Below are 24566 nucleotides of genomic sequence, written 5' to 3'. Positions count from 1 at the left end.
CCGCAGTGAAGCACCATGTCAACCCGATTTCATGACCTCCCGATAACACGCATGAGCCCCGAAGCGGCAGGCGCTGTGGCGATCACCTTGAACGTGCCTGCCGATCTGCGCAGCAGCTTTGACTTTCAGCCGGGCCAGTTCCTGACCTTGCGCGCCGACATCAACGGCGCTGACGTGCGCCGCAGCTACTCCATCAGCTCGGCCCGGAGCCAACTGCAAAAGCAAGGCGTGCTCGAAGTGGGCATCCGCCCTGTCGAGGGTGGCGTGTTCTCCAACTGGGCCGCCACCCAACTCAAGGCCGGCGACACCTTGCGCGTGATGCCGCCCGATGGCCGCTTTGTGGTGCAGCGCCCCCGCGCCATCCACCGGGTGGGCTTTGCCGCAGGCTCGGGCATCACGCCCATCCTGTCCATCCTGTCCAGCACCCTCGAAGAACAGCCCGAGAGCAAATTCACCTTGGTCTACGGCAACCGCCGCATGGACAGCGTCATGTTCAACGAAGCGCTGCAAGACCTGAAAGACCGCTACCCCGACCGCCTGACGCTGATCCACATCCTGTCACGCCAAGCGCAAGAAGTGCCCTTGCTGGAAGGTCGCATCGACGCCGCCAAAGTTCAGGCCATCATCGACGCATTTTTGCCTGTGGGCAGCATGGACGAAGTGTTCATTTGCGGGCCAGAGGCCATGATCGAAGCCACCGAGCAGGCGCTGCTGAGCGCTGGCGTGAAAGGCGAACGCATCCGCACCGAGCGCTTCAGCTCACCCACACTGGATGCGCTGCCGCCCGAAGCGCGTGCCCAGGCCGTACTGGGTCACCCGGCCGTACGCGAGCAAGGTGAAGTGCAACTCACCGTGGTGCTGGACGGCAAACCTTACGACATGCCGATGAACCGGAACGAAAAAATCCTCGACATCGCCTTGTCACTGGGCCTGGACCTGCCCTACTCGTGCAAAGCCGGGGTCTGCTGCACCTGCCGCTGCAAAGTGGTGGAAGGCACGACCGAGATGGAGAAAAACTTCACCCTCGAAAAGCCCGAAGTCGAGCAAGGCTTCATCCTGTCTTGCCAGGCACGCCCCACCAGCAATCGGGTGGTGGTGAGCTTCGACGAACGCTGACCCCCCCCCGCAGCGGGCCCGCCATGGTCGCTGCGCGAAAAGATGTTTATCGGACTGAAGGTCGACCTGCGAGAGGGCATTTGTCGGAGGCTTCAACCCCGACATGCAGCCCGAGTCGAAGCCGCCAACGTCGGACCTGAAGGTCCGACCTACAACACCGGGCACAAGCCCACCTTGTTCACTCGCCCGACTGCTGCAGCGCCCACATGCTGGCGTAACGCCCTTGCATGGCCAGCAAGGCGGCATGGTTGCCGCGCTCGATGATTTGCCCGGCGTCCATCACCAGAATTTCGTGCGCATCGACCACCGTGGACAAGCGGTGCGCAATCACCAGGGTCGTCTTGTTTTGCGCCACGCTGGCCAGCTCGGCCTGGATGGCGCGTTCGTTGGCCGAGTCCAGCGCCGAGGTGGCTTCGTCAAACACCAGAATCGGCGGGTCTTTGAGCAAGGTGCGGGCGATGGCCACACGCTGCTTTTCACCGCCCGACAACTTCAAGCCCCGCTCACCCACCGAGGTTTGGTAGCCCTTGGGCGTGGACGCGATGAAGTCGTGGATGCGGGCCGCCCGCGCCGCGCCTTCGATCTCGGCCTGACTGGCCCCGGGTCGGCCATAAGCGATGTTGTAGGCCACGCTGTCGTTGAACAGCACCGTGTCTTGCGGCACGATGCCCAAGGCTTGGCGCACACTGGTTTGCGTGACTTGGCGGATGTCTTGCCCTGCAATGCGGATAAAGCCATGCTGCACGTCGTAAAAGCGGAACATCAAACGCGCGAGCGTGGACTTGCCCGAACCCGAAGGGCCGACCACCGCCACGGTTTTACCCGCAGGAATCGTGAAGCTGATGTCTTTGAGGATCGGGCGGTCGCTCTCGTAGGCGAACGACACGCGGTCAAACACCACATCGGGGGCACCCTGCAAGGCCAGCGCGGGTGCGCCGGGCGCATCGGCCACTTCGCGCTCGCGGTCCATCAGCACAAACATCTTGTCCAGATCGGTCAGGCTTTGCTTGATCTCGCGGTAAAGCACACCCAAAAAATTGAGCGGAATGTAGAGCTGGATCATGAAGGCGTTGATCATGACCAGGTCACCCAAGGTCATGCGCCCGGCCACCACCCCCTCGGTGGCACGCCAGAGCATGGCCACCAGGGCCGCAGCGATGATGAGCTGCTGCCCGGTGTTGAGCACCGACAAGGTGGTCTGCGCCTTGAGCCGGGCCACGCGCAGGCGCTCCAGGCTCTCGTCGTAACGGCCCGCTTCAAAGACCTCGTTGCCAAAGTATTTGACGGTCTCGTAATTCAACAGCGAATCGATGGCACGGGTGTGCGCGGCCGAGTCAAACTCGTTGGCCTGTTTGCGAAACTGCGTACGCCACTCGGTGATGCGCACCGTGAAAAAGATGTACAGCGCCAGCGCCAGCAGCGTGATGCCTGCGAACCAGACATCGAACTTGACGGCCAAAATCGTCAGCACCAGGCCCACCTCGATCAGGGTCGGGATGATGCTGTAGAGCGAATAGGAAATCAGCGACTCGATGCCGCGCACGCCGCGCTCGATGTCGCGGGTCATGCCACCCGTCTGCCTGGCCAAATGAAAGCGCAGGCTCAGGGCATGCAGGTGCTCGAAGGTCTGCAGGGCAATGCTGCGCGATGCGCCCTGCGTGGCTTTGGCAAACACCAGTTCGCGCAATTCGGTGAAAGCCGAGGTCAGCAAGCGCAAAGCGCCATAGCCCACCAGCAGCGCCACCGGCACCACCAGCACCGCTTGCGGGTCGCCGGGCTTGAGGCTCATGGCGTCCACCAGCTCCTTGAGCAGCAAAGGCACGCTCACGTTGGCCAGCTTGGCACCCACCATCAGGGTGAGGGCAATGACCACACGCCACTTGTATTGCCACAAATAGGGCAAGAGGCGCGACAGGGTTTTCCAGTCGCCACCCGCAGGCGGGGCGGCCGCAACGCCGGGCGCAGTGCCTGGGGCGTGGGGAGAAACAGGGGCAGCAGGTTCGCCGTGGTGGCGCATAAGGGACAATCCGGTTTTGATGTTAACCACCGATTGTGCCCATGTCTGACGCCCCCCACCCGAACACCGTGGCTTTGCCCACCGACCAGGAGCTGGTGCTCAAGGTCATTCCCATGCCCGCCGATTGCAATGCCAGCGGCGACATCTTTGGCGGCTGGGTCATGGCCCAAGTGGACTTGGCTGGAGCCGTCTTGCCCGCGCGGCGCGTGCGCGGCCGCATGGCGACGGTGGCGGTGAACGAGTTCATCTTCAAACAGGCCGTGAAGGTGGGCGACATCCTGTCGTTTTTCTCACGCATCGTGCGCGTAGGCCGCACCTCGGTCACCGTCAAGGTCGAGGTGTTCGCCGAGCGCTTTCAGTTGCAAGGCCAATACATCAAGGTCACCGAGGCGCACCTGACCTATGTGGCCGTGGATGACCAAGGCAAACCGAGGTTGGTGCCCGCCGAATGATGGGCGGGCTCTGACCGCAAGCTCAGGCGGTCAGGACACGATGTAAGCCGCAGCGCCGGTGGACATCAGGGTGCCGTCCGGGCCGCAAAACTCCATGCGGGACGATCCCACCCGCGAGCCCACGCGCAGGGCGTTGGCGGTGATGGTGAAGTGCTCGCCAATGCCCGGACGCAAATAGTCCACCCGCAAATCGATGGTGCCCAGCTTGGCAAAGCGCTCCAGGCGCTTGGCCGGCGTTTCGTCCATGTGCTTGGCAGCCAAGGCCGCCATCACGGCCGCGCTGCCGATGGCATCGAGCACCGCGCTGATGACGCCGCCATGAATGCGGTTGTAGGCAAAGTGCCCCACCAACTCCGGCCGCATGTCGATGCGGGCCTCCACGCCCTCGGGTGTGACCTTGACCAGTTTCAGGCCGAGCGTCTTGTTGAAGACGATTTTTTCTTCGTAGATCTGGCGAAAACCCTCGATGTATTCGGGTTCAAGAACGACGGGGGCGGTTGGGCGATGGGGCATCTGGTAATTTTATCGATGGCCGGACAACGCCAGACTCAGCGAGTGCCGACGCAGAGAGGTGTGTCGATGCTTGAAGACCCCAACACATGCACGCAAGCCGCCCATTGAAATCAAGGCTTACAGCTTTGAAAAATCCGGCTTGCGTTTTTCCATGAAGGCACCAAAGGCTTCCTTGGCGGCAGGCTCTTGCAGCATGCGGCCAAAGCTGGCGCCTTCTTCGGCCATTTTTTGCAGCACGGCTTGGGTGTCGCTGCCCTTCATCAAACGCTTGGTTTCAATGAGTGACGACAGCGGCTTGGCGGCCAGTTTTCGGGCTTGCGCCTGGGCATAACCGTTGACTTCGGTCGGCGGCACCACGCGGTTGACCAAACCCACTTCCTGCGCAGCTTCGGCAAAGAAAGGCTCGCCCATGAGCAAGGCTTCTGCGGCACGGTGGTAACCAAACATGCGCGGCACCAGCAAGCTGGACGCCGCTTCTGGGCACAGGCCCAGGTTCACAAAAGGCATGGAAAACGCCGCGTTGTCACCCGCGTACACCAAGTCGCAATGGAACAGCATGGTGGTGCCGATGCCCACCGCAGGCCCGGCCACCGCGGCGAGCAGCGGTTTTTCAAAGGCTGCGATGTTGCGCAAAAAGCGGAACACGGGCGAGTCTTGCGTGCTGGGCGGCTTGTTCAGAAAGTCGCCAATGTCATTGCCCGCGCTGAAGATGCTCTCGTGCCCCTGGAACACCACCACCTTGACGGCGGCGTCGGTGGCCGCTTGCGCCACCGCATCGGCCATGGCCGCGTACATGGATGAGGTGATGGAGTTTTTCTTGTCCAGGCGGTTGAAGGTGATGGTCATCACCCCCGCGTCGATGTGGGTCAGGATGTCAGACATGGTGGCCTCGTCTCAAAAATAAAAAAGGCCGCCCCAAAGGGCGGCGGCTGTGAATGGGAACAGGTTCAGGGGGCCTTGACCCACAACTGGTTACGCCAGAAAGGACCGAGAAAACCGCGCACTTGCAGTTTCGTGCCCCCCTCAATGGGTGTCAGTCGCACGCGATACAGCTTGCCCTCTTCAGGATCAAGGATCTCGCCACCTTCCCAGTACTCGTTGCCCGAAGACTTTTTGACACCCCGGATGATTTCCATCCCCAGAATGGCCTGATCCTTGCGGTCATCGGTACATTTTTCACATGTGGCTGCAGGGGGAGCCCCCTTGCGCAAAATTTGGCTGACTTTGCCGCGCAATACGCCGCCCGCGTCTTCAATGGTGACCACACTTCTGGTTTCACCGGTTTTGTCATCAATGGTGTGCCAGCGGCCCACGGGGCTGTTGGCTTGGGCAGCCATCGCCAGTAAGCTGGCCATGAGCATCGTGCTCATTCGAAGGGTGTTTTTCATGGTGGAACTCCTTGAGTGGCAAATCATGCCAGAGCGGCGTCGGTGTCCATCAGCACATCGCTGCCCGCACGGATGCGGCGCATCAGGCTCGAAGTCTCGGGCATCAAGCGGGTGAAGTAAAAACGCGCCGTCTGCAGCTTGGCCTGGTAGAACGGATCGGGGCGCTGCGCCTCTTCTTCGGCCTCGGCCAGTTTTTTGAGCGCGATCTGCGCCGAGCGGGCCCAGAAGTAACCCAACACCAGATGGCCCACCACACGCAGGTAGTCCACCGCGGCTGCGCCCACCTCGTCGGCGTTGCTCATGGCCTTCATGCCGACTTCGCCTGTCAGTTGCGTGAGTTTTTGACCCAAATCGGCCAGAGGCTTGATGAACTCGCCCATGGCTTCGTTGGCCATTTCAGCCTTGACCAGTTTTTCGATCTGTTTGCCGAACTTTTGCAGCGATGCGCCCTGGTTGCCCAGCACCTTGCGGCCCAGCAGGTCCAGCGACTGGATGGTGTTGGTGCCTTCATAGATCATGTTGATGCGGGCATCGCGCACGAACTGCTCCATGCCCCACTCCTTGATGTAGCCGTGACCACCAAAGACTTGCTGGCAAGCCGAGGTGGCCTCCCAGGCGTTGTCGGTGGTGAAGGCCTTGACGATGGGCGTGAGCAAAGCCACCAGCTCGGCCGCTTCGGCGCGCACCGCTTCGTCGGGGTGGTTCACTTCCTTGTCGAGCAACAAAGCGCAGTAGCAAGCCAGTGCGCGGCCTCCTTCGGCATAGGCCTTGGCGGTCATCAGCATGCGGCGCACATCGGGGTGAACGATGATCGGATCGGCCGGTTTTCCGGGGGCCTTGACCCCGGTGAGCGAGCGCATCTGCACACGGTCTTTGGCATAGGCCAATGCATTTTGGTAGGCCACCTCGGTCAAACCGAGCGACTGGTTGCCCACGCCCAAGCGAGCAGCGTTCATCATCACGAACATCGCGGCCAGCCCTTTGTTGGGTTGGCCCACCAGGGTCCCCACGGCTTCGTCCAAAACCATCTGGCAGGTGGCATTGCCGTGGATGCCCATCTTGTGCTCGATGCCGCCGCAGTAAATGCCGTTGCGCTCGCCCATGCTGCCGTCAGCCGCCACCTTGAACTTGGGCACCAGGAACAGGCTGATGCCTTTGCTGCCGGGCGGCGCATCGGGCAAACGGGCCAGCACCAGGTGCACGATGTTGGCGGCCAGGTCGTGCTCGCCCGCGCTGATGAAAATCTTTTGCCCCGTGATGCGGTAAGTGCCATCGGCCTGCGGTTCGGCCTTGGTGCGCAGCAGGCCCAGGTCGGTGCCGCAGTGCGGCTCAGTCAGGCACATGGTGCCAGTCCATTCGCCACTGGTCAGCTTGGGCAGATACAAGGCTTTTTGTTCGGGCGTGCCGTGTGCATGCAAGGCTTCATAAGCGCCGTGCGACAGGCCGGGGTACATGGTCCAGGCCTGGTTGGACGAGTTGAGCATTTCGTAAAAGCACTGGTTGACCACAAAAGGCAGGCCCTGGCCGCCAAACTCGGGGTCGCAGCTCAGCGATGGCCAGCCCCCGGCCACGTACTGCTGATAGGCGGCCTTGAAGCCATCAGGGGCTTTGACCTCGTGTGTGTCGCGGTTGAGCGTGCAGCCCTGGGTGTCGCCCGAGATGTTGAGGGGAAAGACCACCTCGGACGCGAACTTGCCACCTTCTTCGAGCACCGCATTGATGGTGTCGGCATCGGTCTCGGCGTGCTTGGGCAAGGCCTTGAATTCATCGCTCACGCTGAGCAGCTCATGCAAAACAAACTGCATGTCGCGAAGGGGTGGGTTGTAGATGGGCATGTCGGCTCCTGAATCAAAAAAGTAAAATTGAAAATCACTTAGACGCCGTTGGACGTCGGGTCTTGGACGCCTGTCGAGCAGGCGCAGTCAAAGAGACCGGGCTTGCTGATGGTGCGCAGGGTAGCGCCGCGTAACGGGCCAGAATGTGTGCAAAGCCACGACGGGCACGCTGAGCCGCATCGGGGTTGCGCAAAAAACGTGCTTCGTAATGCAAGGCCAAAATGAGCCCGTGGATTTCAAAGGCAATCTGGTGCGCATCGGCCTCGCGGCTGAGTTGACCTTCGGCCTGGGCCAGCTCCACAGCCCGTCGCAAAGCGGTTTGCCAGGTGGCCACCGACGAAGCCAATGCGTCGCGCACAGGGCCGCTGCGGTCATCAAACTCCACCGCCCCACTGATGTAAATGCAACCCGAATCGATTTCGGCCGAAGTCTGCACCATCCAGTTGTCAAACAAGGCCTGCAGGCGCGGGACACCACGGGGTTTTTGCATGGCCGCGTAAAACACTTCGGCTTCAAATCGGTCATGGTATTCACGGATGACCGAAATTTGCAGCTCTTCACGTGAGCCAAAGTGCGCGAAAACACCCGACTTGCTCATGCCCGTGACCTCGGCCACAGCCCCGATCGACAAACCTTCCAGACCGATCTGGGACGCAAGCCCCAGCGCAGCATCGATGATGATCGCCTTGGTTTGCTGGCCCTTGATCAGCACACGGCGGCCCGCCTCAGAAGGAGGCGTGCCTTCGTTTTTACGGGGCAATTTGGAATCGGTCATGGCGCAACAAAAAAGAACGGTCGTTCTATTTTGCACCAAATTGCTGGCAAAGACGCTCTGCCCCGCTCGAATCAGGGTAAATCAGGGGGGCAGCCAGCGCGGCACACCAAGGCGACGGATCGAACCAGGTCAACGGCCTGTTCAGGGCTGCGCTTGAGGCCCCGACAACGCCGCGGCAGGTAGCACTGTGGTGGGCAAGTGGCCTGCCAGTTCCAGTTGCATGAGGATCATGTTGACCAAGGTGGCCACGGAGGGACGCCCCGTCTCGATGACAAAATGGGCCGCCTCGCGGTAAAGCGGATCGCGTGCCTCGAATAAGGCACGCAGACGACTCAAGGGGTCGTCCACCTGCAACAAAGGACGTGCCGTGTCGTGCCGCACCCGGCGAAACACGTCTTCCGGGCTGGAACGCAGATAAATCACATGCCCGCGTTCACGCAAATGACGGCGATTGGCTTCGCGCAAGACCGAGCCACCGCCTGTGGCGATCACGCCTTGATGGTTCCGGGTCAGATCGTCCAACACCTCTTGTTCGACATCACGAAAACTGTCCTCGCCCTCGCGCGCGAAAAACTCCCTGATCGAACAACCCAGACGGTGCTCGATCACATGGTCAGAATCGACAAAAGGCACCCCCAACCGGCGCGCCAATTGCCTGCCAATGGTGGTTTTGCCTGAGCCCGGAAGGCCCACAAAAATGATGCTCAAGGAAATCTCGCACTGAAAAAATCGGCGACGGCCTGGGATTCGGGCCTGCCGTTCGAAGTTTGCAAGTGTATTCGACCCCACACGGTTGCCGCCCCTGTGTGGTGAAACCCTCGTGGCTCGGGCCAAACCAGCTGCAGCGGCTCAAGGCGGCATGGCCGCCGGACCATCGGCCATCACCCGGGGGGTGAGGAAAATCAACAATTCGCTCTTGCGCTGCGCTTGGTCACGGTTCTTGAACAACCAGCCCAGGCCGGGCACATCCCCCAGGCCGGGCACCTTGGCCTCGTTGTTGCGGTCGGTTTCTTCGTAAATACCGCCCAGCACCACCGTACCGCCGTCCTCCACCCGCACCTGGGTTTTGACATGCTTGGTATTGATCGCGTAACCAGCAGGCGTGATCTGCCCCACACTGTCACGGTTGACGTCCACCTCCAGCACCACCGACCCATCGGGGGTAATTTGCGGCGTGACCTCCAATTTCAGGTTGGCCTTGCGGAACGTGATGGACGTCGCGCCACTGGCCGACGCGGTCTGATAAGGCAACTCGGTGCCTTGCTCGATCAGGGCTTTGGTCTGATCGGCGGTGACCACTCTGGGCCGCGAAACCACCGTGCCCCGACCATCGGCCTCCAGCGCTGATATCTCCACATTGATGAAACGGTCGGCAGCCGCATTGAACAAGGACACCGCAAAGCTGGCGGGTGTGTTGAGCGTCTGCCCTGCCGAACCCGCTGGAAAATTAACTTGGTTCCCTGTCACAACCCCGGCTGCAGTGACGGCGTTGCTCGCCCCCAAGGCCAGGGTATTGGCCCGGTTGTTCATGCGCAACGGCACCTGCATGCCCGTTCCCAGCCGCACCCCGAGCGACTGCCCAAACTGGTCATCGGCCTCCACGATGCGCGCCTCGATCAAGACCTGCCTGACCGGCACATCCAGTTGCGCCAGCAGTTTTTGAACATCGGCCAAACGGGCGGGCAGATCGGAAATGAAAAGCTGGTTGGTGCGTGGCTCAGCCATCACACTGCCCCTGCTGCTGAGCCAGCGACCAGCCCCTGAACTGCCAGCCACACCGCCTTGCAATCGCTGCGCCACCTCGCCAGCTCGCGCGTATTGCAAGCGCATGGTCAGCATCTGCAAAGGGCTGACCGCCTCCAGCGCCGCCTGTGCGTCCAGTTGCTTTTTCTCACGCAATGCCCACTCCTCTTGTGGTGCCACCCACAACACGCGTCCGTCCTGCCGCGAAGCCAAACCCTTGGACTGCAAGACAATCTGCAAGGCCTGCGGCCAGGGCACATCGGTCAGGCGCACCGTCACGGCCCCGCTGACACTGTCGGTGGCCACCAGGTTCAACCCTGTGAAATCGGCAAACACCTGCAGCAAGGTTCTGATGTCGATGTTCTGGAAATTCAGGCTGATGGGTTTGAACCCATGGGACACACTGGCCTCCAGGACAGGCGCGACCGTCTGAGGTTGAGGTTGAGGTTGAGGTTGAGTCTGCGCCCATGACGGTAGCCCGCAACCCATGAGGGCCATGACGCCCATGCAAGTGCGCCAAATCACCACAGATGAGGTCATGGACTTCATGGCTGCACCTTTGCAAAAGTCAAAATTTCCAAGGCCCCTTGCCCAGCACGCAAACTGATCCTGTCGGCCTCGATGCGCTCAACCGTGTGCCCCTCACGGGTGACCCTTTGGCCCTGTCGTGCGCGCACCCAATGCGGCCCCGCCAACAAAATGGCTTGTCGATCTTGTGCGTCCTGCCAAATGCCTGCCAAACGAACATGGGCCATAGGCCAATCATGGGGATCGGCCCGGAACACTTCTTCGCTTTCCACCAATGCAGCCTGTGGCGGCGGCGGCCTCCAGCGTGACGACATGACACCCGCGGGGGATGCAAACGCGGATGCAGACGCGAAAACGCGGTCAGCATCAGAGCCGCCTTGCGCCGAGCGCACTCTTTGGCGCACAGGCCACGGCGTCATTTCGTGCGCCCCCCACCCGCTAGAGGCACTGTCGGCCGATGCATCGCGCAACCACACCCGCAGCACCACCTCCAGGTCCACGCCCGTGTCTCGCGGTGTGATGCGCAAACGTTCAATGGACCACACCGGGCCACTGGCACTCATGGCAGCCCAAGCGTCCACCCAATCGTCGAAGCGGGCTTGCAGATGGACCGCAATGGCCTGACTGGCCAAAGGTGCCGCCAAGGAATCAGGCACAGGTCGCAAGGACAAAAGCCGGACATCGTGTCGAGCCAAAATCTGTTGCAAACGGGGCCAGATCAGCGGCTGCTGATCGTGAGTGGGCAACAACGCCAATGACACAGGCGAGGCCTTTGCCAAGTGTGCGCCCTCTTTCATGGCCACCTGGGCTTGCAAAGGTGGCAATTTGGCGCGCAAATCCTCCACGGTATCTTCTGTTTGCCAAAAAGCCTGCACCACATCGTCATGAGCCCACCCCATCCAGACCACGCCCAGAGCAAAGCCGGCCATGGCAAAACCCCAACGCTGCACAAGCGACCGTATTTTGTCCCGGCTGAACGCCGACCACTTGTCCACACCAGGGGCACTGGGTGGCCTGTGAAAAAACGAGTGCATATCGAAGGTCATGGTGATCCCTTGCGGCCTGGCGCGGGCTGATCCGCTTGAGCTGCTGGCGCGCGCCATGGGCCGATTAAAGGCCAGGCACCTTGCCAGACAAACTCCAAACCAGCCGTTTGAGGCAGGTGATCGGCGGCGTCGCCGGGTCTCACCTCAGACAAGACCAGACTGCGCAAAGTCAAAACAGGTGCCCCGAGCTGAGCCGGGCTCACATCACCACGACTGGATGCCTCCATCAAAGCGCGAGACACTCGCTGACGCGCCCCGTCCATGCGCTCAAGGTCAGGTGCCACGCCCTGCAACTCGAACTTGTCGGGGTCCATTTGCAAACTCAAAAAGCGCGCCGAACTGAGATTCGGCTCTTGCAACAAAGCCCGGTGTAAAACCTGCCAGATCGCTTGCTGCTGACTGACCTGGCTCAAATGCAGCGCTTGCTGATCCCATTTTTTCTGCAGCGCTTGTTGTTTGTGGTGGGTCTGCTGCTGCAGCGTGATGTCGTCCAACCGCTTTTGCAAGCGAGCTCGGTCTTGCTGCATGTCTGCCAAGGCCTGTTGTCCCCATTGCAAAAGCCCCCACGCACTGGCCAACCCCACCACCAAGCCAGCCAAAGAGGTCTGCCACCGGTGACGGCTTTTGCGTTGCCTAGCCAATGCCGGGTATTGCAGAAAATTGAAAGGACGCATCAAAGCCACGCTTTCAAAGCCAAGCCTGAAGCCACCAAACGTGGGCCAGCAGAGGACTTCATAGCTTGCTCGAGGGCGAAATCAGGACCAAAGCGGCCCAGCAAGGCGTCGTCCGAATCGTCGGGCACCGATCCAGCCGGCAACTGAAATTGCCAATCTTGCGTGGGCTGGGTCAGCAAACTGACCAGTCCTCCCTGCAGATGCTGCGCCGCCCTTTGCGCGGCATGCCATGCGGGCTCTACACTGGCGATTTGCCAATGGGCGGCCTTGGCAGATGCTGTCAACTGGTCGATCTGACTCTGGGCGCAGCCGACCCAATGCTGACGCCTCACACCCTCTTTGGAAAAGGCTTCCGGTTGAAAATCAAAATGAACCTCTTGGGGGCCAAGCCCCAACATTTGAGCGACCTCCAACTGCACCTCGCTGGCCAAGGCGTCTTGTGACCATTGCGCCGGCAACTCCAGTGCGCCAAAAACCATTTGATCTGCCGACAATGACACATGAAGCCGTCGCGACGAACGACCTGCACGGGCGTCCACTTGGCTCAAGCCTGCACTGAAGCCCGGCTCGGCCGAGTGCTCTTCGGCGTGGTCAATTTTCAGATTGGTGTGAACCTTCACGCCTTGGGCTTTGTGCATCACCAGGCCAACCAAAGCCCAAGCCGCGCCATCATGGGCCAACCCCCAAGAATGGCGCAGGGGACGGCTTGTCATTCGTTGCCAAAACCGAGACCAGCCTTGCATGTATTGCCCCCTGTTCAACGTCCTCAACGGCTTGCCGTGTCAGGTTTTGTAACATGAATTTCGCGTTTCAACAAACTTTTAATACCACTTAAGTTATTGATTCCTGTTTTTTAAACACGGCCAGCCAGAGCAAGATTTTTATAATGTCTGGCGTCCGGCAATCCGCTGGTCGCCTTCAAGACCCGCCTTATGCCCTCCAAAGACAACGCCTCGGACGCCTCTCATTCAACCCGCCAAAGCCCCAGGTCTTCGCTCCTTGGCAGGCGGTTGACTCAGTTGTTGTTGTGGGCTTTGGGCCTTGTTGCCGCGGGCCTGGTGGTGCTGCTGATGGTGGTGGCTGTCGCGATGGTGATGGCTTACCCCAACCTGCCCGACATCTCTGACCTGGCCGACTACAAACCCAAGCTGCCTTTGCGGGTGTACACCGCAGATGGACAATTGATGGGGGAATTCGGCGAAGAACGCCGCAACCTCACCCCCATCAAGGACATCCCTCAAGTTTTGAAAGACGCCATTCTGGCCATCGAAGACAACCGCTTTTATCAGCACGGTGGCGTGGATTACGTGGGCATTTTGCGCGCGGGCGTGGCGAATATCGGGCGAATGAAAAGTCAAGGTGCGTCCACCATCACGATGCAGGTGGCACGCAATGTCTACCTGTCCTCAGAAAAAACCTACACCCGAAAAATCTATGAGATCTTGCTGACCTACAAACTCGAGCACATGCTGAGCAAAGACCAGATTCTGGAGATCTACATGAACCAGATCTTTCTGGGCAACCGGGCTTACGGTTTTGCCTCGGCAGCAGAAACCTACTTTGGCAAACCCCTGAAAGAAATCACCATCGCTGAAGCGGCCATGCTGGCAGGTTTGCCCAAAGCGCCATCCTCCTACAACCCCATCAGCAACCCCAAACGCGCACGCTCTCGGCAACTGCACATCATTGAGCGCATGGAAGAAAACGGCTACATCACAGCCCAGCAAGCTGCCCAAGCCAAAGCGGAGCCCCTTCGTCTGCGCTCCTCTGCCGACCGGAAAACCCTGCATGCCGAATACGTGGCCGAAACTGTACGGCAAATGGTCTTTGCCCAATACGGCCAAGAAACCTACACCCGTGGCTTGAATGTTTACACCACCATCCAGTCCCAGGAGCAAGCTGCAGCCTACCGTGCACTGCGGCAAGGCCTGATGGACTTTGAACGACGCCAAATTTACCGCGGCCCTGAACAGTTCATCGATTTGCCCTCTGACCCCAAGAAAATCGATGAAGCCATTGACGATGCACTGGACGACCATCCCGACAACGGGGATGTCATGGCTGCCGTGGTGCTGGAAGCCTCCCTCAAGAAAGTGGTCGCCATCCGTCAAAACGGCGAGCAACTGACCATCACCGGAGAAGGCCTGAAGCCTGTCCAATCGGGCTTGGCAGACAAAGCCCCTTCGGCCAAACAGATCCGAAGAGGCGCGGTGATCCGCGTGGTTCAAATGCCCAAAGGTGGCTGGGAAATCACACAACTGCCCGAGGTCGAAGGGGCCTTGGTCGCCATCACCCCTCAATCAGGTGCCATCCGGGCTTTGGTCGGGGGTTTTGACTTTGCCAAGAACAAGTTCAACCATGTGACCCAGGCTTGGCGTCAGCCCGGCTCCAGCTTCAAACCGTTCATTTACTCTGCGGCTCTGGAAAAAGGCTTCACCCCATCGACCATCGTGAACGATGCGCCCTTGTTTTTTGACGGTGGTGTCACAGGCGGCCAACCCTGGGAACCTAAAAACTATGACGGCAGCTTTGATGGCCCAATGAGTCTGCGCAAAGGCTTGGCCAAATCCAAAAACATGGTGTCCATTCGGGTGTTGCAATCTGTGGGGGCCCGCAATGCACAGGAATGGATCACGCGGTTTGGTTTCGATGCAGACAAACACCCGCCCTATCTGACCATGGCACTCGGCGCAGGTTCGGTGACCGTGATGCAAATGGCCACGGGCTACTCGGTCTTTGCCAATGGTGGCTATCGGGTTCAACCGCATTTGATCAACCGCATCGCTGACTACAAAGACCGGATTCTGGTCGACACCCCCGCGCCGTCACACCCAGAGGAAGCGCAGCGCACCATCCCCGCACGCAATGCTTATTTGATGACCAGTTTATTGCAGGAGGTGACACGCTCGGGCACGGCAGCACGCGCCCAAGCGACGCTTCAACGCCCCGACGTCTATGGCAAAACGGGCACCACCAACGATGCCATGGACGCTTGGTTTGCCGGTTACCAACCCAACCTGGCGGCTGTGGTGTGGATCGGTTACGACACGCCACGCAAACTTGGTGATCGCGAAACCGGCGGAGGCTTGAGCCTGCCGGTCTGGATCAAATTCATGGAAACCGCCTTGCGGGGGCTGCCCGTATCGGAGCCTGCCGTTGCAGAAGGCTTGGTGAACATCGGCGGTGAATGGATTTACGATGAATTCGCACGAGGGGGCGGCATCCACTCGCTGGGCACCCCCTCAGAAAGCAACAAGGCACCAGAAAACCTGCCACCCGCTGAAGAGCGCAGCCGCATTCTTGATTTGTTCAAAAATTAAAGCCCTGCACGCCACATGCAGGGCTTTAAGCCTTTGACTAGCCCTGCGCTGCGTCCGTCAAGAATTGAACAACAACGCTTGCCCTGACTGTTCAGATGCATAGCGAGACAGACTCTCCCAAAACTCACCCTGCCCCTTGGTGTCAACCCAGCGCTGGCCATCAAACTTGTAATGAAAGCCACCACAGCGTGCGGCCAGCCACACTTCGTGCAGGGGTTTTTGCAAGTTGATCACGATCTGGCTTCGGTTGGGAAAAGTCAAGGTCACCATGCCCCCAACCCGCTGGTTGTCGATATCGGCATCGGTGTGATCATTCAAGTGATCGCAGCGCGTCTCGACGCCCGCCAACAGGCGCTCGGCTTGGTCCATGAATTCAAGGTCGGTCATTACAATCACTGCATGTTGAAGTTAACAAGGATTCTAGTCACCGCACATGCCCTTGTGGCGGGTGCGGCCGTATTGACCGCTTGCGGGCAGCGGGGGCCTCTCGTCCTACCCAACACGCCCGCATCAGCGGGGCGAGCCACCTTGCCTGAAGCACTGAACCCCTTTCACCCCTCACCGATAGAACCGCAGCCCGCCACGAAAACAAGGCCCGACCCCACCAGGGTGCCGTGATTCCTGTTTCTGAACTGCCACCCCTTTGCCTGCTTTAAACCTCCCCCGCCCATGACCGCATCGCTCAACGCCACCCTGCCCGGCCAACCCCACATCGCTTATGCAGGCGATCAACTCATGGTGGAGGGCGTGCGCCTGTCTGACCTGGCGCGTGAACACGGCACGCCCCTGTTCGTGTATTCCAAAGCCGCCATGTTGTCGGCACTGGCCGCCTACCAACGCGGCTTTGCCGGGCGCAAGGCCCAAATTTGCTACGCCATGAAAGCCAACTCCACCCTGGCCGTGCTGCAGGTCTTTGCCGATGCCGGTTGTGGTTTTGACACCGTCTCAGGTGGCGAACTGGCCCGCGTGCTGGCGGCAGGCGCTGACCCGGCCAAAGTTATTTTTTCAGGTGTGGGTAAAACACGCGCCGAGATGAAGCAGGCGCTGCAAGTGGGCATTGGCTGCTTCAACGTGGAAAGCGAAGCCGAACTCGATGTGCTCAGCGAAGTGGCGGTCAGCTTGAATCTGAAAGCACCGGTCAGCTTGCGCGTTAACCCCAATGTGGACGCGAAGACCCACCCCTACATCTCGACGGGCCTCAAAGGCAACAAATTCGGCATTGCCCACGAAGATGCCTTGCGCGCCTACCGCCATGCGGCCAGCCTAAAGGGCCTGAAGGTCGTGGGTATCGACTGCCACATTGGCTCGCAAATCACAGAAACCACGCCCTATCTGGACGCCATGGACCGCGTGCTGGATTTGGTAGGTGAGATTGAGGCAGCAGGCATCCCGATTCAACACATCGACTTTGGCGGCGGCTTGGGCATCAACTACAACGGCGACACACCGCCCGAAGCCGATGCGCTGTGGGCACAGTTGCTGGCCAAGCTGGATGCACGCGGCTACGGCCAGCGCCAGATCATGATTGAGCCAGGCCGCTCACTGGTGGGCAATGCCGGCGTGTGCCTGACCGAGGTGCTGTATCTGAAGCCCGGTGAGCAAAAGAACTTTTGCATCGTCGACGCCGCCATGAACGACCTGCCCCGCCCGGCCATGTACCAGGCGTTTCACCAAATCGTGCCGGTCACCCCCCGCACGAGTGAAGGTACTGGCGAGGTGTACGACATCGTGGGCCCCGTGTGCGAGAGCGGCGACTGGATCGGCCGCGACCGCCAGTTGCTGGTGCAAGCCGGTGACGTGCTCGCCGTCCTGTCAGCAGGTGCCTACTGCATGAGCATGGCCAGCAACTACAACACCCGAGGCCGCGCCGCCGAAATTTTGGTAGACGGCACAAACGCCCACCTGATCCGTCAGCGCGAATCGGCGTTTGACACCTTTGCGCTGGAACAGCTGGTCTGATCTGGCTGCATCACAGCCCGGCAAACCGGGTTTTCAAACGCTGTGCATTGACTTCGCATACCGACTGCAACGCCGGACCCAGTGTGCGCATGGCCGCAGCACGCTGCCAGTAATCCACGGCCCAGTCACGCACTGCATCGGCCTGAGCGGCGAAACCCGCCAAAACCGGGGGCTGGCGCAAGGGGTCAGCGTCCAGACTGCCGCTGTGGATGCTGGGGCGCCACATCATGGGCAGCATGTCGTAGATCGGGGTCACTTCAAAATGGGGGCGGGCCACGTTGTCCACGAAAAATGACAGGTTGCCAAAGTGCATGTCGGTGTTGCCGATGAACTGCCCAAACAGAAAAGCCTGCGCCGCAGTGTCCACGCCTTGCGGACTCAGCAAGGCTTGCCCCAGTAGCGCACGGCAGGTGCCCACCCAGTGCTGGCGCGGCGCACGGACAAAGTGGTCGTGCACGGCCGCAGCGGCCACCAGATGGCGGTAGCCAAACAGCGCACTGCGGTCAAACCGCCTCGACAGCAAAAAAGTGCGTGTGGCCGTTTCCACCATCCGGGTGTCGGCACAGGCCACACCATGACCCTGCAACACATCCAAAGCCAATTTTTCAAGGTGCAACAAGGCGTGCCAGCGCTCACCAAAGGGCGTACCGCGGGGCGGGCTGAACTTGACGATCCAGCGTGTACCGTCGGGTTCCCGCAGCAAAAACTTCGGCTGTTCACCCGCCGCCGATGATCCTGCGGGCAAGCTGATGCCTGCCTGCGCCGCCAACTGATCACACGCATCGGCCAGAGATGGCGCCTCGCTGCGCACAGCGTCGGGCACCGACAGGGCGGGGCCGTCCACCCCGAATGCACCGCTCGGGTCGCGCACATGGTTAACCACAAAGTAGAGCAGCTGCGCCAATGACCAGCGCTCGGGATCGGCCGGAAAGTCCGGCCGCAAACGGGCCAGTTCACGGCCCAAAAAGCCCTGAGGCTGCAGCGGCGTCAGAAACCAGGGCAAGCCGCCTTGCGTCAACCACTCGTGCGGGCCACTGCGCACATGCACCCTGTCACCGCTCAGGTAAGTCAACTCACCAAAGTGCTGCGGCACCCCGTCAGGCCCGTCGCACAGCAGCGCGTGACGGGCCGGCAAGCCTTGAATGCTTTGTGTCAGTGCATAGCGCGAGCTGCGTGCAGCCCCCAGGCGGTGCACCGCCCCGTTCGGCTGCCCCAGCCCCAAAGCCTTGAGTGCCAGCGAAATGCTGGGCTGGCTCTTGCCTGTGGCCACCTGCAATTGGGCAGCGGTCAGCTCCGGCGTCCTCGCCAGCAACTGGTGCAAAGCCGTTTGAAGGGGTAAAGAAGCATCATTCATTAATAGATACTTTAACCCAAACCCTTGTCAAAAAACAATATTTTCAAATATAAAGGGGTTATCGTTGATAGATAAATCAACGTTTTGACCAACGCCTGAGCGTTCGCCAGACCCGCCAACCGAGCAAGCCCGCCAGCACGCCCGCATAGACCAGCACCTCGGCAAAGTTCTGTTTGCCCGAGCGCATCCACCAAAAGTGCAGCACGGCGAGCCCGGCCACCGCATAAACACCCCGGTGCAGCATTTGCCAGCGCCGCCCACCCAGCCAGCGCATGGCGCGGTTGAAGGATGTGGCCGCCAGCGCCAGCAAGATCACGAAGGCGGTGAAGCCCACCAGAATGAACGGGCGTTTGGCGATGTCTTGGGCCATGTCGGCCCACTCCAGCCCCATGTCAAAGACCGCGTAACACAGCAGGTGCAGCCCCGCGTAGCCAAACACCAGCAAACCCAGCATGCGCCGAAAACGTGCCAGCTCAGGCCAGCCGAGCGCGGTGCGCAGCGGCGTCACGGCCAGCACCACGCACAGGGCGCGCAGCGTCCAGTCGCCGGTGGCGCGGATCAGGGTTTCGGCGGGGTTGGCCCCCAACTGGTCTTGCAGCGTTTGCAGGACCAGCCAGGCCAGGGGCGTGAGGCCCAGCACCAGCAGCGCCCACCAGGCGGCGGGGTGCCGCAGCCACGCCCTCATGCGGGCAAGGCTGCGGCGAGCGAAGCCCAAACAAAGCCAGGTCGCATCAGAAAAACTTCTTCAAATCCATGCCCGCATACAGCTGACCGACTTGCGGCTCGTAGCCGTTGAACATCAGCGTTTTGCGCTTTTTGGCCAGCAGGCCGTCTTCGCCTATGCGCCGCTCGGTGGCCTGGCTCCAGCGGGGGTGGTCCACCAGCGGGTTGACGTTGGAATAAAAGCCGTATTCCTGCGGCGCGGCTTTTTCCCAAGACGACACGGGTTGCTTGTCGGTGAAGCGAATTTTCACCAGCGTCTTGGCGCTCTTGAAGCCGTATTTCCACGGCACCACCAAGCGCAGCGGTGCGCCGTTTTGTTTGGGCATGACTTCGCCGTACATGCCAAAGGCCAGCAAAGTGAGCGGGTGCATGGCTTCGTCCAGGCGCAGGCCCTCGACATAGGGCCAATCCAGCGCGCCGCCGCGCACGCCGGGCATGGTCTTGCGGTCGGCCTGCGTGACAAATTCAACATACTTTGCCCCGGGCAGCGGCTCCACCTTGCGGATCAGCTCGGCCAGCGAATAGCCGACCCACGGGATCACCATCGACCAGCCTTCCACACAGCGCAAGCGGTAAATGCGCTCTTCCATGGCGCTGAGCTTCATCAGGTCTTCCAGGCCGTAGTTGCCGGGCTTTTTCACCAGGCCTTCAATGGCCACCGACCAGGGCTGGGTTTGCAGGGTGTGGGCGTAGCGCGCGGGGTCGGACTTGTCGGTGCCGAACTCGTAGAAGTTGTTGTAGGTGGTGGCGTCTTTGTAGGCAGTCGGTTTTTCCATCGTTGTGGCACCGACCACGCTGGATTTGCCGCCCGCCAACACGGGCAATTGCCCGGGCCGCGCCATTTGTGCACGGGCATCGCGCATGCCCCAGGCCGTCAACGCAAGACCCGCAGAACCTGCGGCCATGCCACGAATGATGTCGCGTCGCGATTGGTAAACGGACTGCGAAGTGATGTCGCTGGCCACCGGCTGCCCAATGCCGGAATTTGAAGTGGTGATGATCATGAACCGTTCCGTGCAGAATTTCTGTCGGATCATTGTCAACTTTTCAGATCTTTTGTGCCCAAACACACCACAACAGCCCCAGCAAGCCCTTGCAAATTGATCTGGCACAAGGAAAATATACCCCCATAACCAAGAGGGTTAATGATTTTCGCGTTTAAATCTTGATCTCGTTAAAATCGACTTTTGATCTCATTTTTATAGCTTTATATGGATGCCCAAGACTTTATCGAGGTCGTTGATGACGATGAAGACGTGCGTCGCATGCTGGTGATGGTTTTGGAGTCCTATGGTTTCAAGGTGCGCACCCACGACGGCGCTCAGGCTTATCTTGCTTGCGAAAAGTCCAAGGAAAGGCGGGTGATGCTGCTGGACGTCCGCATGCCCAAGATGACCGGGGTCGAATTGCAGTCGCATCTGGTCAAGACAGGGGACGACATACCGGTGATTTTCATGAGCGGAGAAAGCCTGCCGCACGAAACCTTGGCGGCCCAACAATCAAACGCCATCACTTTTTTGTGGAAACCTTTCAGAACCACTGAATTGCTCGATGCGATCGCCAGCGGATTCCGCCAATACGATGCACGCGCAGGTTCACCGCCGGCGCTTTGATCAAGCCCCATTTCACGCAGGCCCCGAAATTTCCTGAGCGCGTACGGCCAGGCGCCAGTGTCTGACGCCTGCCCCATTACAACGTGCCGTAGCTGTGCAAGCCGCTCAAAAACATGTTGACCCCCAGGAAGGCAAAGGTCGTCACCGCCAACCCCATCAAGGCCCACCAAGCGGCCACCGTGCCACGCAAACCCTTCATCAAGCGCATGTGCAGCCATGATGCGTAGTTGAGCCACACAATCAGGGCCCAGGTTTCTTTCGGGTCCCAGCTCCAGTAGCCCCCCCAGGCCTCGGCTGCCCACAGGGCACCCAGCACCGTGGCGATGGTGAAGAAAGCAAAGCCCACGGCGATGGATTTGTACATCACATCGTCCAGGATTTCAAAAGAGGGCAAGCGCTCTGCAATGCGACGGCGAGCACCCAAAATGCCCGCCACAATCAGCGCCGAAATCCCGAAATACACCATCCAGTAGCTGCCGCCACCCTCGGTCGGCGACTTGCGGAACACGACAGGCTCGAAACAGAGGACGATGCCCAGCAACCACAAAGGCGCCAGCTTGTACCAGCGTGTCTCCGTGGCCTGCTGCTTGATCAGGTAAGCAAACGCCACCATGGCCGCCAGCGCAAAGGTGCCGTAGCCGATGAAGTTGGCCGGCACGTGAAGCTTCATCCACCAGCTTTTCAACGCAGGCACCAGTGGCTGGATTTCATGCGCCTCGCGCACCAAGGTGTACCAGAGCAAAAAGCCCACGGCCGCACTGACCACCAGCATCACAAAAGCGCCCAGGGCCCGGGTCTTGTACTGCGCTTCGTAGTACAGGTAAAACACAGCGGTCATCCAGCAGAACATGACGAAAACTTCGTACAGATTGCTGACCGGGATGTGCCCGATGTCCGGGCCGATCTGGTGGCTCTCGTACCAGCGCACCAATGTGCCGATCAAGGCCAGGCCCACGCCCACCCAAGCCATGCGCGACCCCAGAGACTCCAGGGCATCGCCCTGTCCACGCACAAACATGCCCAACCAGTAAAAGGTGGTGCTGATGAAAAACACCATGCTCATCCACAAGATGGCGGACTGGCTGGACAGGAAATACTTGAGGAAGAACACCTGCTCGGCTCGTGCCAGATCACCCTGGTACGAAAAAATGGCGAACAGGGACAAGCCCGTCACCACCAACATCAAGGTTCGCAAAGGTTGCCAAAACCAGGCCAGCCAGACCACGGCGGGCAAGCTGCCCACCAATATGGCTTGCTCGTACACGTCCATCGCGTGCTGATAGCGGGTGAACGCAAACACCGTACCCAGCAGTGCCAGCAAGGCAAAGCCCCAGTCCAGCGCCGTGCGGCTTGAAAAATAACCCGGATTCAAAGTCACTGTCGTCATTTGGCGTTCTCGGAGCGGCCCAGCAAACGGGCAGTCAGTTGATTAAATTCACGGTCCACATCCATCGTCTTGCGGTTGGACGACATGGCCATGGTGGCGTGGCTGCCGTCTGCCTGGGGCGAGAGCCACACCCACAGACGACGCTCGCGCACATAGAGCATCGCAAAAACACCCAGGATCAGGAAAAAGCAGCCCAGATAAACCACATTCTGGCCCGGGGCTCTGGCCACCTGGAACACGCTGGCCTGCACCTGCTTGAAATCCTTGAGCAGGAAGGTCATGGGCGCGGGGTAAAAAGGCGCATCGCTCAAAGCCAGCAAGGCTTGCGACATGAAGCCCGACTGCTTGTCCTGAGGCAAGGGTTTGACCCCCGCCTGCTCACGCGCCACCGCGTCCAGCTCCAGCAAGGCCCCATTCAGGATGCGCACAAACATCTCACCCGCACGAGGGCGCTCCGCCTCGGGCACATTGGCTTCCAGAAAATCGGCCAACGCCTGCAAACCCGCCACTTTTTTGTCCTTGACCGACTCCAGTCCGGCAAAGAGCCCCAGTGCGCGAGCGGCTGAATCGGCCAATTGCTGGGTCAGCTCGGGGCGTTTGGGGTCAACCGCCTGTCGCGCATAACGCTGCACGGCACGCTCACGCAAAGCGGGGGTGTCCAGCGCGGCACGCAGACGGACAAAGCCCGCCAGCTCGCCGTTTTCATCGGCAGGTGGGCGCAGGTAGCGGTAAGGCTCGCTGGGGGTCTCGCGCATGCCCAGCAAAAACACCGGCACGCCATCGCCCGCATCGACAGGCAACATGTAGTTGTTGTATTCACGGGCCTGACCTGCTGCGTCGCGCAGCTTGTAGCTCACGCTGGGGCCCACGTTGCGCAGCACTTTGGTTTTGCTGGTCTTGTGGCCCGAGCCCAGGCGCTGGTCGATGGCACTGCCCAAATCCACCTTGCGCACATCCACGCCCTGGCCATTGGGACCTTCGCTGCCCGACATGTTCTCGACGTTGATGACGCGCAAGCCGGTGAACTCCAGGGTCATCTTGTCGGCCCCGTTGGTCAGCTCGGTGCTGCCACCCACCGTGCCATCCACCACAAAAGCCTGGGTTGCCGCCGTCATGGGCATGGCCTGCAGCTGCACACTGGAGCCACCATCGTCAAAACTGGACTGGTAAATCTCGATGCCCTTGAAACTGGCCGGGTGGTTCACCTCCACACGGGCTTCTTTTTTCTCGCCTGTGGCCTTGTCGTGGATGATGATGTCGCTGGCAAACAGCTTGGGCATGCCGGTCGAGTAGTACTCGACGATGAATTTTTTCAGCTCGATGACAAAGGGCAGTTCCTGCAACAAGATGCCGTTGGACTGGTTCAGGATGGCCGTGCCCGACGCCGTGCCTTCAGCCACCATCAGGTTGCCGCGAAAGGCCGGGTTGCGCTCGGACAAACGGTGCTGTTCGGGCACATCGGCGATCATGCCGCCGCCGTTGTAGATCGCCTTGCCCCCAAACCACATCTGGGCACGCACCATCAAGTCACCATCGAGCAAACCACCCACACAGACCAGCACAATGGCCGAGTGCGCGGCGATGTAACCCAGCTTGTTGGCCGCGCCCGTCTTGGCCGCCAGCATCCAGCCTTGGCCAGCGGCGGTGTCGCGCGACTGCAAACGCACCTTCCAGCCCCCTGTGGCCAGCAACTGACCCAAGCGCTGTGCGGCCGCTTCAGGGGTCTCGGTCAGATGACCTTCGGCCTTGTTGTGAAAAGCCTTCAAGCTTTGCTCGCGGATGTTTTCCTTGTAGGTTTTCAGGTCCGACAGAATCTTGGGCGTGTTGCGCGCAATGCACAAACTGGTGCTGACCACCAAAAACGCCAGGATCAGCAGGAACCACCAGGCGCTGTACACGGCGTTGAGCTTCAAGGTCGAGAACACCTCTGCCCAAAACGGCCCGAACTGGTTGATGTAGTTGTTGACGGGCTCGTTTTGCTTGAGCACCGTGCCGATCACCGACGCGATGCAAATGATGGTCAGCAGGGAAATCGCAAACCGCATCGACGACAACAACTCCATCACCGCCTGTCCGCGGGGCGCGCCGCGCTCGGATTCTGGGCTGGAAGCAACAGTCGTCAT

At 60.2% G+C, this 24566-nt stretch carries 23 protein-coding genes; 6 read left to right on the top strand and 17 right to left on the bottom strand.

Going from position 1 to position 24566, the window contains the following annotated elements; genetic code table 11:
* Nucleotides 1–15 precede the first annotated feature (15 nt).
* On the top strand, nucleotides 16–1116 hold the full coding sequence (locus B9Z47_RS03200) for a 2Fe-2S iron-sulfur cluster-binding protein (RefSeq protein WP_108329765.1): 1101 nt from the start codon (nucleotides 16–18) through the stop codon (nucleotides 1114–1116).
* Between the two features lie 178 nt (nucleotides 1117–1294).
* On the opposite strand, the gene B9Z47_RS03195 is transcribed toward B9Z47_RS03200, so the two are convergent.
* Nucleotides 1295–3133, bottom strand: a complete 1839-nt coding sequence (locus B9Z47_RS03195) for an ABC transporter ATP-binding protein/permease (RefSeq protein ID WP_108329764.1) — start codon at nucleotides 3131–3133, stop codon at nucleotides 1295–1297.
* Between the two features lie 41 nt (nucleotides 3134–3174).
* On the opposite strand from B9Z47_RS03195, the gene B9Z47_RS03190 reads away from it, so the two are divergent.
* Entirely contained in the window at nucleotides 3175–3585 is a 411-nt protein-coding gene (locus B9Z47_RS03190) for an acyl-CoA thioesterase (protein WP_108329763.1), read from the top strand.
* 30 nt (nucleotides 3586–3615) lie between these two features.
* On the opposite strand, the gene B9Z47_RS03185 is transcribed toward B9Z47_RS03190, so the two are convergent.
* The 10 genes from B9Z47_RS03185 to B9Z47_RS03140 all read right to left on the bottom strand — a co-directional run bounded on the left by B9Z47_RS03185 (nucleotide 3616) and on the right by B9Z47_RS03140 (nucleotide 12800).
* Nucleotides 3616–4098: a thioesterase family protein gene (locus B9Z47_RS03185; protein ID WP_108329762.1), complete on the bottom strand. Its 483-nt coding sequence runs from the start codon at nucleotides 4096–4098 to the stop codon at nucleotides 3616–3618.
* A 117-nt stretch (nucleotides 4099–4215) separates the two neighbouring features.
* On the bottom strand, nucleotides 4216–4980 hold the full coding sequence (locus tag B9Z47_RS03180; protein ID WP_108329761.1) for an enoyl-CoA hydratase: 765 nt from the start codon (nucleotides 4978–4980) through the stop codon (nucleotides 4216–4218).
* A 65-nt stretch (nucleotides 4981–5045) separates the two neighbouring features.
* Nucleotides 5046–5486, bottom strand: coding sequence for a DUF2147 domain-containing protein (locus B9Z47_RS03175; protein WP_108329760.1), 441 nt, complete (start codon nucleotides 5484–5486; stop codon nucleotides 5046–5048).
* Nucleotides 5487–5509: 23 nt separating this feature from the next.
* Nucleotides 5510–7321, bottom strand: coding sequence for an acyl-CoA dehydrogenase C-terminal domain-containing protein (locus B9Z47_RS03170; protein WP_108329759.1), 1812 nt, complete (start codon nucleotides 7319–7321; stop codon nucleotides 5510–5512).
* 34 nt (nucleotides 7322–7355) lie between these two features.
* Nucleotides 7356–8096 carry a TetR/AcrR family transcriptional regulator gene (locus tag B9Z47_RS03165; RefSeq protein ID WP_108329758.1) on the bottom strand — a complete coding sequence of 247 codons (741 nt, stop codon included), beginning with the start codon at nucleotides 8094–8096 and terminating at the stop codon, nucleotides 7356–7358.
* A 141-nt stretch (nucleotides 8097–8237) separates the two neighbouring features.
* Nucleotides 8238–8804 (bottom strand): shikimate kinase, encoded by a 567-nt coding sequence (locus B9Z47_RS03160; RefSeq protein WP_108329757.1) that lies wholly within the window; start codon nucleotides 8802–8804, stop codon nucleotides 8238–8240.
* Nucleotides 8805–8945: 141 nt separating this feature from the next.
* Nucleotides 8946–10388: a type IV pilus secretin PilQ gene (locus B9Z47_RS03155; RefSeq protein WP_108329756.1), complete on the bottom strand. Its 1443-nt coding sequence runs from the start codon at nucleotides 10386–10388 to the stop codon at nucleotides 8946–8948.
* Complete coding sequence (locus tag B9Z47_RS03150) at nucleotides 10385–11413, bottom strand: hypothetical protein (RefSeq protein ID WP_146185748.1); 1029 nt, start codon at nucleotides 11411–11413, stop codon at nucleotides 10385–10387. The genes B9Z47_RS03155 and B9Z47_RS03150 overlap by 4 nt, the downstream gene beginning before the upstream one ends.
* Nucleotides 11410–12087 carry a hypothetical protein gene (locus B9Z47_RS03145; protein WP_108329754.1) on the bottom strand — a complete coding sequence of 226 codons (678 nt, stop codon included), beginning with the start codon at nucleotides 12085–12087 and terminating at the stop codon, nucleotides 11410–11412. The genes B9Z47_RS03150 and B9Z47_RS03145 overlap by 4 nt, the downstream gene beginning before the upstream one ends.
* Nucleotides 12087–12800, bottom strand: a complete 714-nt coding sequence (locus B9Z47_RS03140) for a hypothetical protein (RefSeq protein WP_108329753.1) — start codon at nucleotides 12798–12800, stop codon at nucleotides 12087–12089. The genes B9Z47_RS03145 and B9Z47_RS03140 overlap by 1 nt, the downstream gene beginning before the upstream one ends.
* A 219-nt stretch (nucleotides 12801–13019) precedes the next feature.
* Here B9Z47_RS03140 and B9Z47_RS03135 point away from each other — a divergent pair, with 219 nt between their 5' ends.
* A complete protein-coding gene (locus B9Z47_RS03135; protein ID WP_108329752.1) occupies nucleotides 13020–15407 on the top strand; it encodes a penicillin-binding protein 1A in 2388 nt (795 codons plus the stop codon).
* A gap of 57 nt (nucleotides 15408–15464) precedes the next feature.
* Here the strand turns inward: B9Z47_RS03135 and cyaY are convergent, their stop codons facing one another.
* A complete protein-coding gene (cyaY, locus tag B9Z47_RS03130) occupies nucleotides 15465–15794 on the bottom strand; it encodes an iron donor protein CyaY (protein ID WP_108329751.1) in 330 nt (109 codons plus the stop codon).
* A 12-nt stretch (nucleotides 15795–15806) separates the two neighbouring features.
* Between cyaY and B9Z47_RS19155 the strand changes: the two genes are divergently transcribed.
* Entirely contained in the window at nucleotides 15807–16025 is a 219-nt protein-coding gene (locus B9Z47_RS19155) for a lipoprotein (RefSeq protein ID WP_108329750.1), read from the top strand.
* A gap of 51 nt (nucleotides 16026–16076) precedes the next feature.
* On the top strand, nucleotides 16077–17366 hold the full coding sequence (gene lysA, locus B9Z47_RS03120) for a diaminopimelate decarboxylase (RefSeq protein WP_108329749.1): 1290 nt from the start codon (nucleotides 16077–16079) through the stop codon (nucleotides 17364–17366).
* A gap of 10 nt (nucleotides 17367–17376) precedes the next feature.
* Here lysA and B9Z47_RS03115 read toward each other — a convergent pair whose 3' ends face one another.
* From B9Z47_RS03115 to msrP, 3 genes are all read right to left on the bottom strand, one after another.
* Nucleotides 17377–18720, bottom strand: a complete 1344-nt coding sequence (locus B9Z47_RS03115; protein WP_108329748.1) for a HipA domain-containing protein — start codon at nucleotides 18718–18720, stop codon at nucleotides 17377–17379.
* Between the two features lie 76 nt (nucleotides 18721–18796).
* Complete coding sequence (locus B9Z47_RS03110) at nucleotides 18797–19405, bottom strand: sulfite oxidase heme-binding subunit YedZ (RefSeq protein ID WP_108329747.1); 609 nt, start codon at nucleotides 19403–19405, stop codon at nucleotides 18797–18799.
* A gap of 46 nt (nucleotides 19406–19451) precedes the next feature.
* Nucleotides 19452–20447, bottom strand: a complete 996-nt coding sequence (gene msrP, locus B9Z47_RS03105; protein ID WP_108330062.1) for a protein-methionine-sulfoxide reductase catalytic subunit MsrP — start codon at nucleotides 20445–20447, stop codon at nucleotides 19452–19454.
* Between the two features lie 207 nt (nucleotides 20448–20654).
* Between msrP and B9Z47_RS03100 the strand changes: the two genes are divergently transcribed.
* Nucleotides 20655–21056 (top strand): response regulator transcription factor, encoded by a 402-nt coding sequence (locus B9Z47_RS03100; protein ID WP_108329746.1) that lies wholly within the window; start codon nucleotides 20655–20657, stop codon nucleotides 21054–21056.
* A gap of 76 nt (nucleotides 21057–21132) precedes the next feature.
* Here the strand turns inward: B9Z47_RS03100 and ccsB are convergent, their stop codons facing one another.
* Both ccsB and B9Z47_RS03090 read right to left on the bottom strand, forming a co-directional pair.
* Nucleotides 21133–22443: a c-type cytochrome biogenesis protein CcsB gene (gene ccsB, locus B9Z47_RS03095; RefSeq protein WP_108329745.1), complete on the bottom strand. Its 1311-nt coding sequence runs from the start codon at nucleotides 22441–22443 to the stop codon at nucleotides 21133–21135.
* Nucleotides 22440–24566: a cytochrome c biogenesis protein ResB gene (locus tag B9Z47_RS03090; RefSeq protein WP_108329744.1), complete on the bottom strand. Its 2127-nt coding sequence runs from the start codon at nucleotides 24564–24566 to the stop codon at nucleotides 22440–22442. The genes ccsB and B9Z47_RS03090 overlap by 4 nt, the downstream gene beginning before the upstream one ends.

The sequence above is a fragment of the Limnohabitans sp. 2KL-1 genome (assembly GCF_003063435.1).
Taxonomy (GTDB): Bacteria; Pseudomonadota; Gammaproteobacteria; order Burkholderiales; family Burkholderiaceae_C; genus Limnohabitans_A.
Note: the sequence above shows the minus strand (reverse complement) of the source record. Positions and strands in the feature narration are given on the sequence as shown.

Coding starts and splice junctions, on each gene's coding strand:
- B9Z47_RS03110 (WP_108329747.1), bottom strand. CDS start 19,405: ATGAGGGCGTGGCTGCGGCACCCCGCCGCCTGGTGGGCGCTGCTGGTG.
- B9Z47_RS03150 (WP_146185748.1), bottom strand. CDS start 11,413: ATGACCTTCGATATGCACTCGTTTTTTCACAGGCCACCCAGTGCCCCT.
- B9Z47_RS03195 (WP_108329764.1), bottom strand. CDS start 3,133: ATGCGCCACCACGGCGAACCTGCTGCCCCTGTTTCTCCCCACGCCCCA.
- B9Z47_RS03115 (WP_108329748.1), bottom strand. CDS start 18,720: ATGAATGATGCTTCTTTACCCCTTCAAACGGCTTTGCACCAGTTGCTG.
- B9Z47_RS03200 (WP_108329765.1), top strand. CDS start 16: ATGTCAACCCGATTTCATGACCTCCCGATAACACGCATGAGCCCCGAA.
- B9Z47_RS03100 (WP_108329746.1), top strand. CDS start 20,655: ATGGATGCCCAAGACTTTATCGAGGTCGTTGATGACGATGAAGACGTG.
- ccsB (WP_108329745.1), bottom strand. CDS start 22,443: ATGACGACAGTGACTTTGAATCCGGGTTATTTTTCAAGCCGCACGGCG.
- B9Z47_RS03155 (WP_108329756.1), bottom strand. CDS start 10,388: ATGAAGTCCATGACCTCATCTGTGGTGATTTGGCGCACTTGCATGGGC.
- B9Z47_RS03135 (WP_108329752.1), top strand. CDS start 13,020: ATGCCCTCCAAAGACAACGCCTCGGACGCCTCTCATTCAACCCGCCAA.
- B9Z47_RS03145 (WP_108329754.1), bottom strand. CDS start 12,087: ATGCGTCCTTTCAATTTTCTGCAATACCCGGCATTGGCTAGGCAACGC.
- B9Z47_RS03170 (WP_108329759.1), bottom strand. CDS start 7,321: ATGCCCATCTACAACCCACCCCTTCGCGACATGCAGTTTGTTTTGCAT.
- msrP (WP_108330062.1), bottom strand. CDS start 20,447: ATGATCATCACCACTTCAAATTCCGGCATTGGGCAGCCGGTGGCCAGC.
- B9Z47_RS03190 (WP_108329763.1), top strand. CDS start 3,175: ATGTCTGACGCCCCCCACCCGAACACCGTGGCTTTGCCCACCGACCAG.
- B9Z47_RS03175 (WP_108329760.1), bottom strand. CDS start 5,486: ATGAAAAACACCCTTCGAATGAGCACGATGCTCATGGCCAGCTTACTG.
- B9Z47_RS19155 (WP_108329750.1), top strand. CDS start 15,807: ATGTTGAAGTTAACAAGGATTCTAGTCACCGCACATGCCCTTGTGGCG.
- B9Z47_RS03185 (WP_108329762.1), bottom strand. CDS start 4,098: ATGCCCCATCGCCCAACCGCCCCCGTCGTTCTTGAACCCGAATACATC.
- B9Z47_RS03090 (WP_108329744.1), bottom strand. CDS start 24,566: ATGACGACTGTTGCTTCCAGCCCAGAATCCGAGCGCGGCGCGCCCCGC.
- cyaY (WP_108329751.1), bottom strand. CDS start 15,794: ATGACCGACCTTGAATTCATGGACCAAGCCGAGCGCCTGTTGGCGGGC.
- B9Z47_RS03180 (WP_108329761.1), bottom strand. CDS start 4,980: ATGTCTGACATCCTGACCCACATCGACGCGGGGGTGATGACCATCACC.
- B9Z47_RS03165 (WP_108329758.1), bottom strand. CDS start 8,096: ATGACCGATTCCAAATTGCCCCGTAAAAACGAAGGCACGCCTCCTTCT.
- B9Z47_RS03140 (WP_108329753.1), bottom strand. CDS start 12,800: ATGACAAGCCGTCCCCTGCGCCATTCTTGGGGGTTGGCCCATGATGGC.
- lysA (WP_108329749.1), top strand. CDS start 16,077: ATGACCGCATCGCTCAACGCCACCCTGCCCGGCCAACCCCACATCGCT.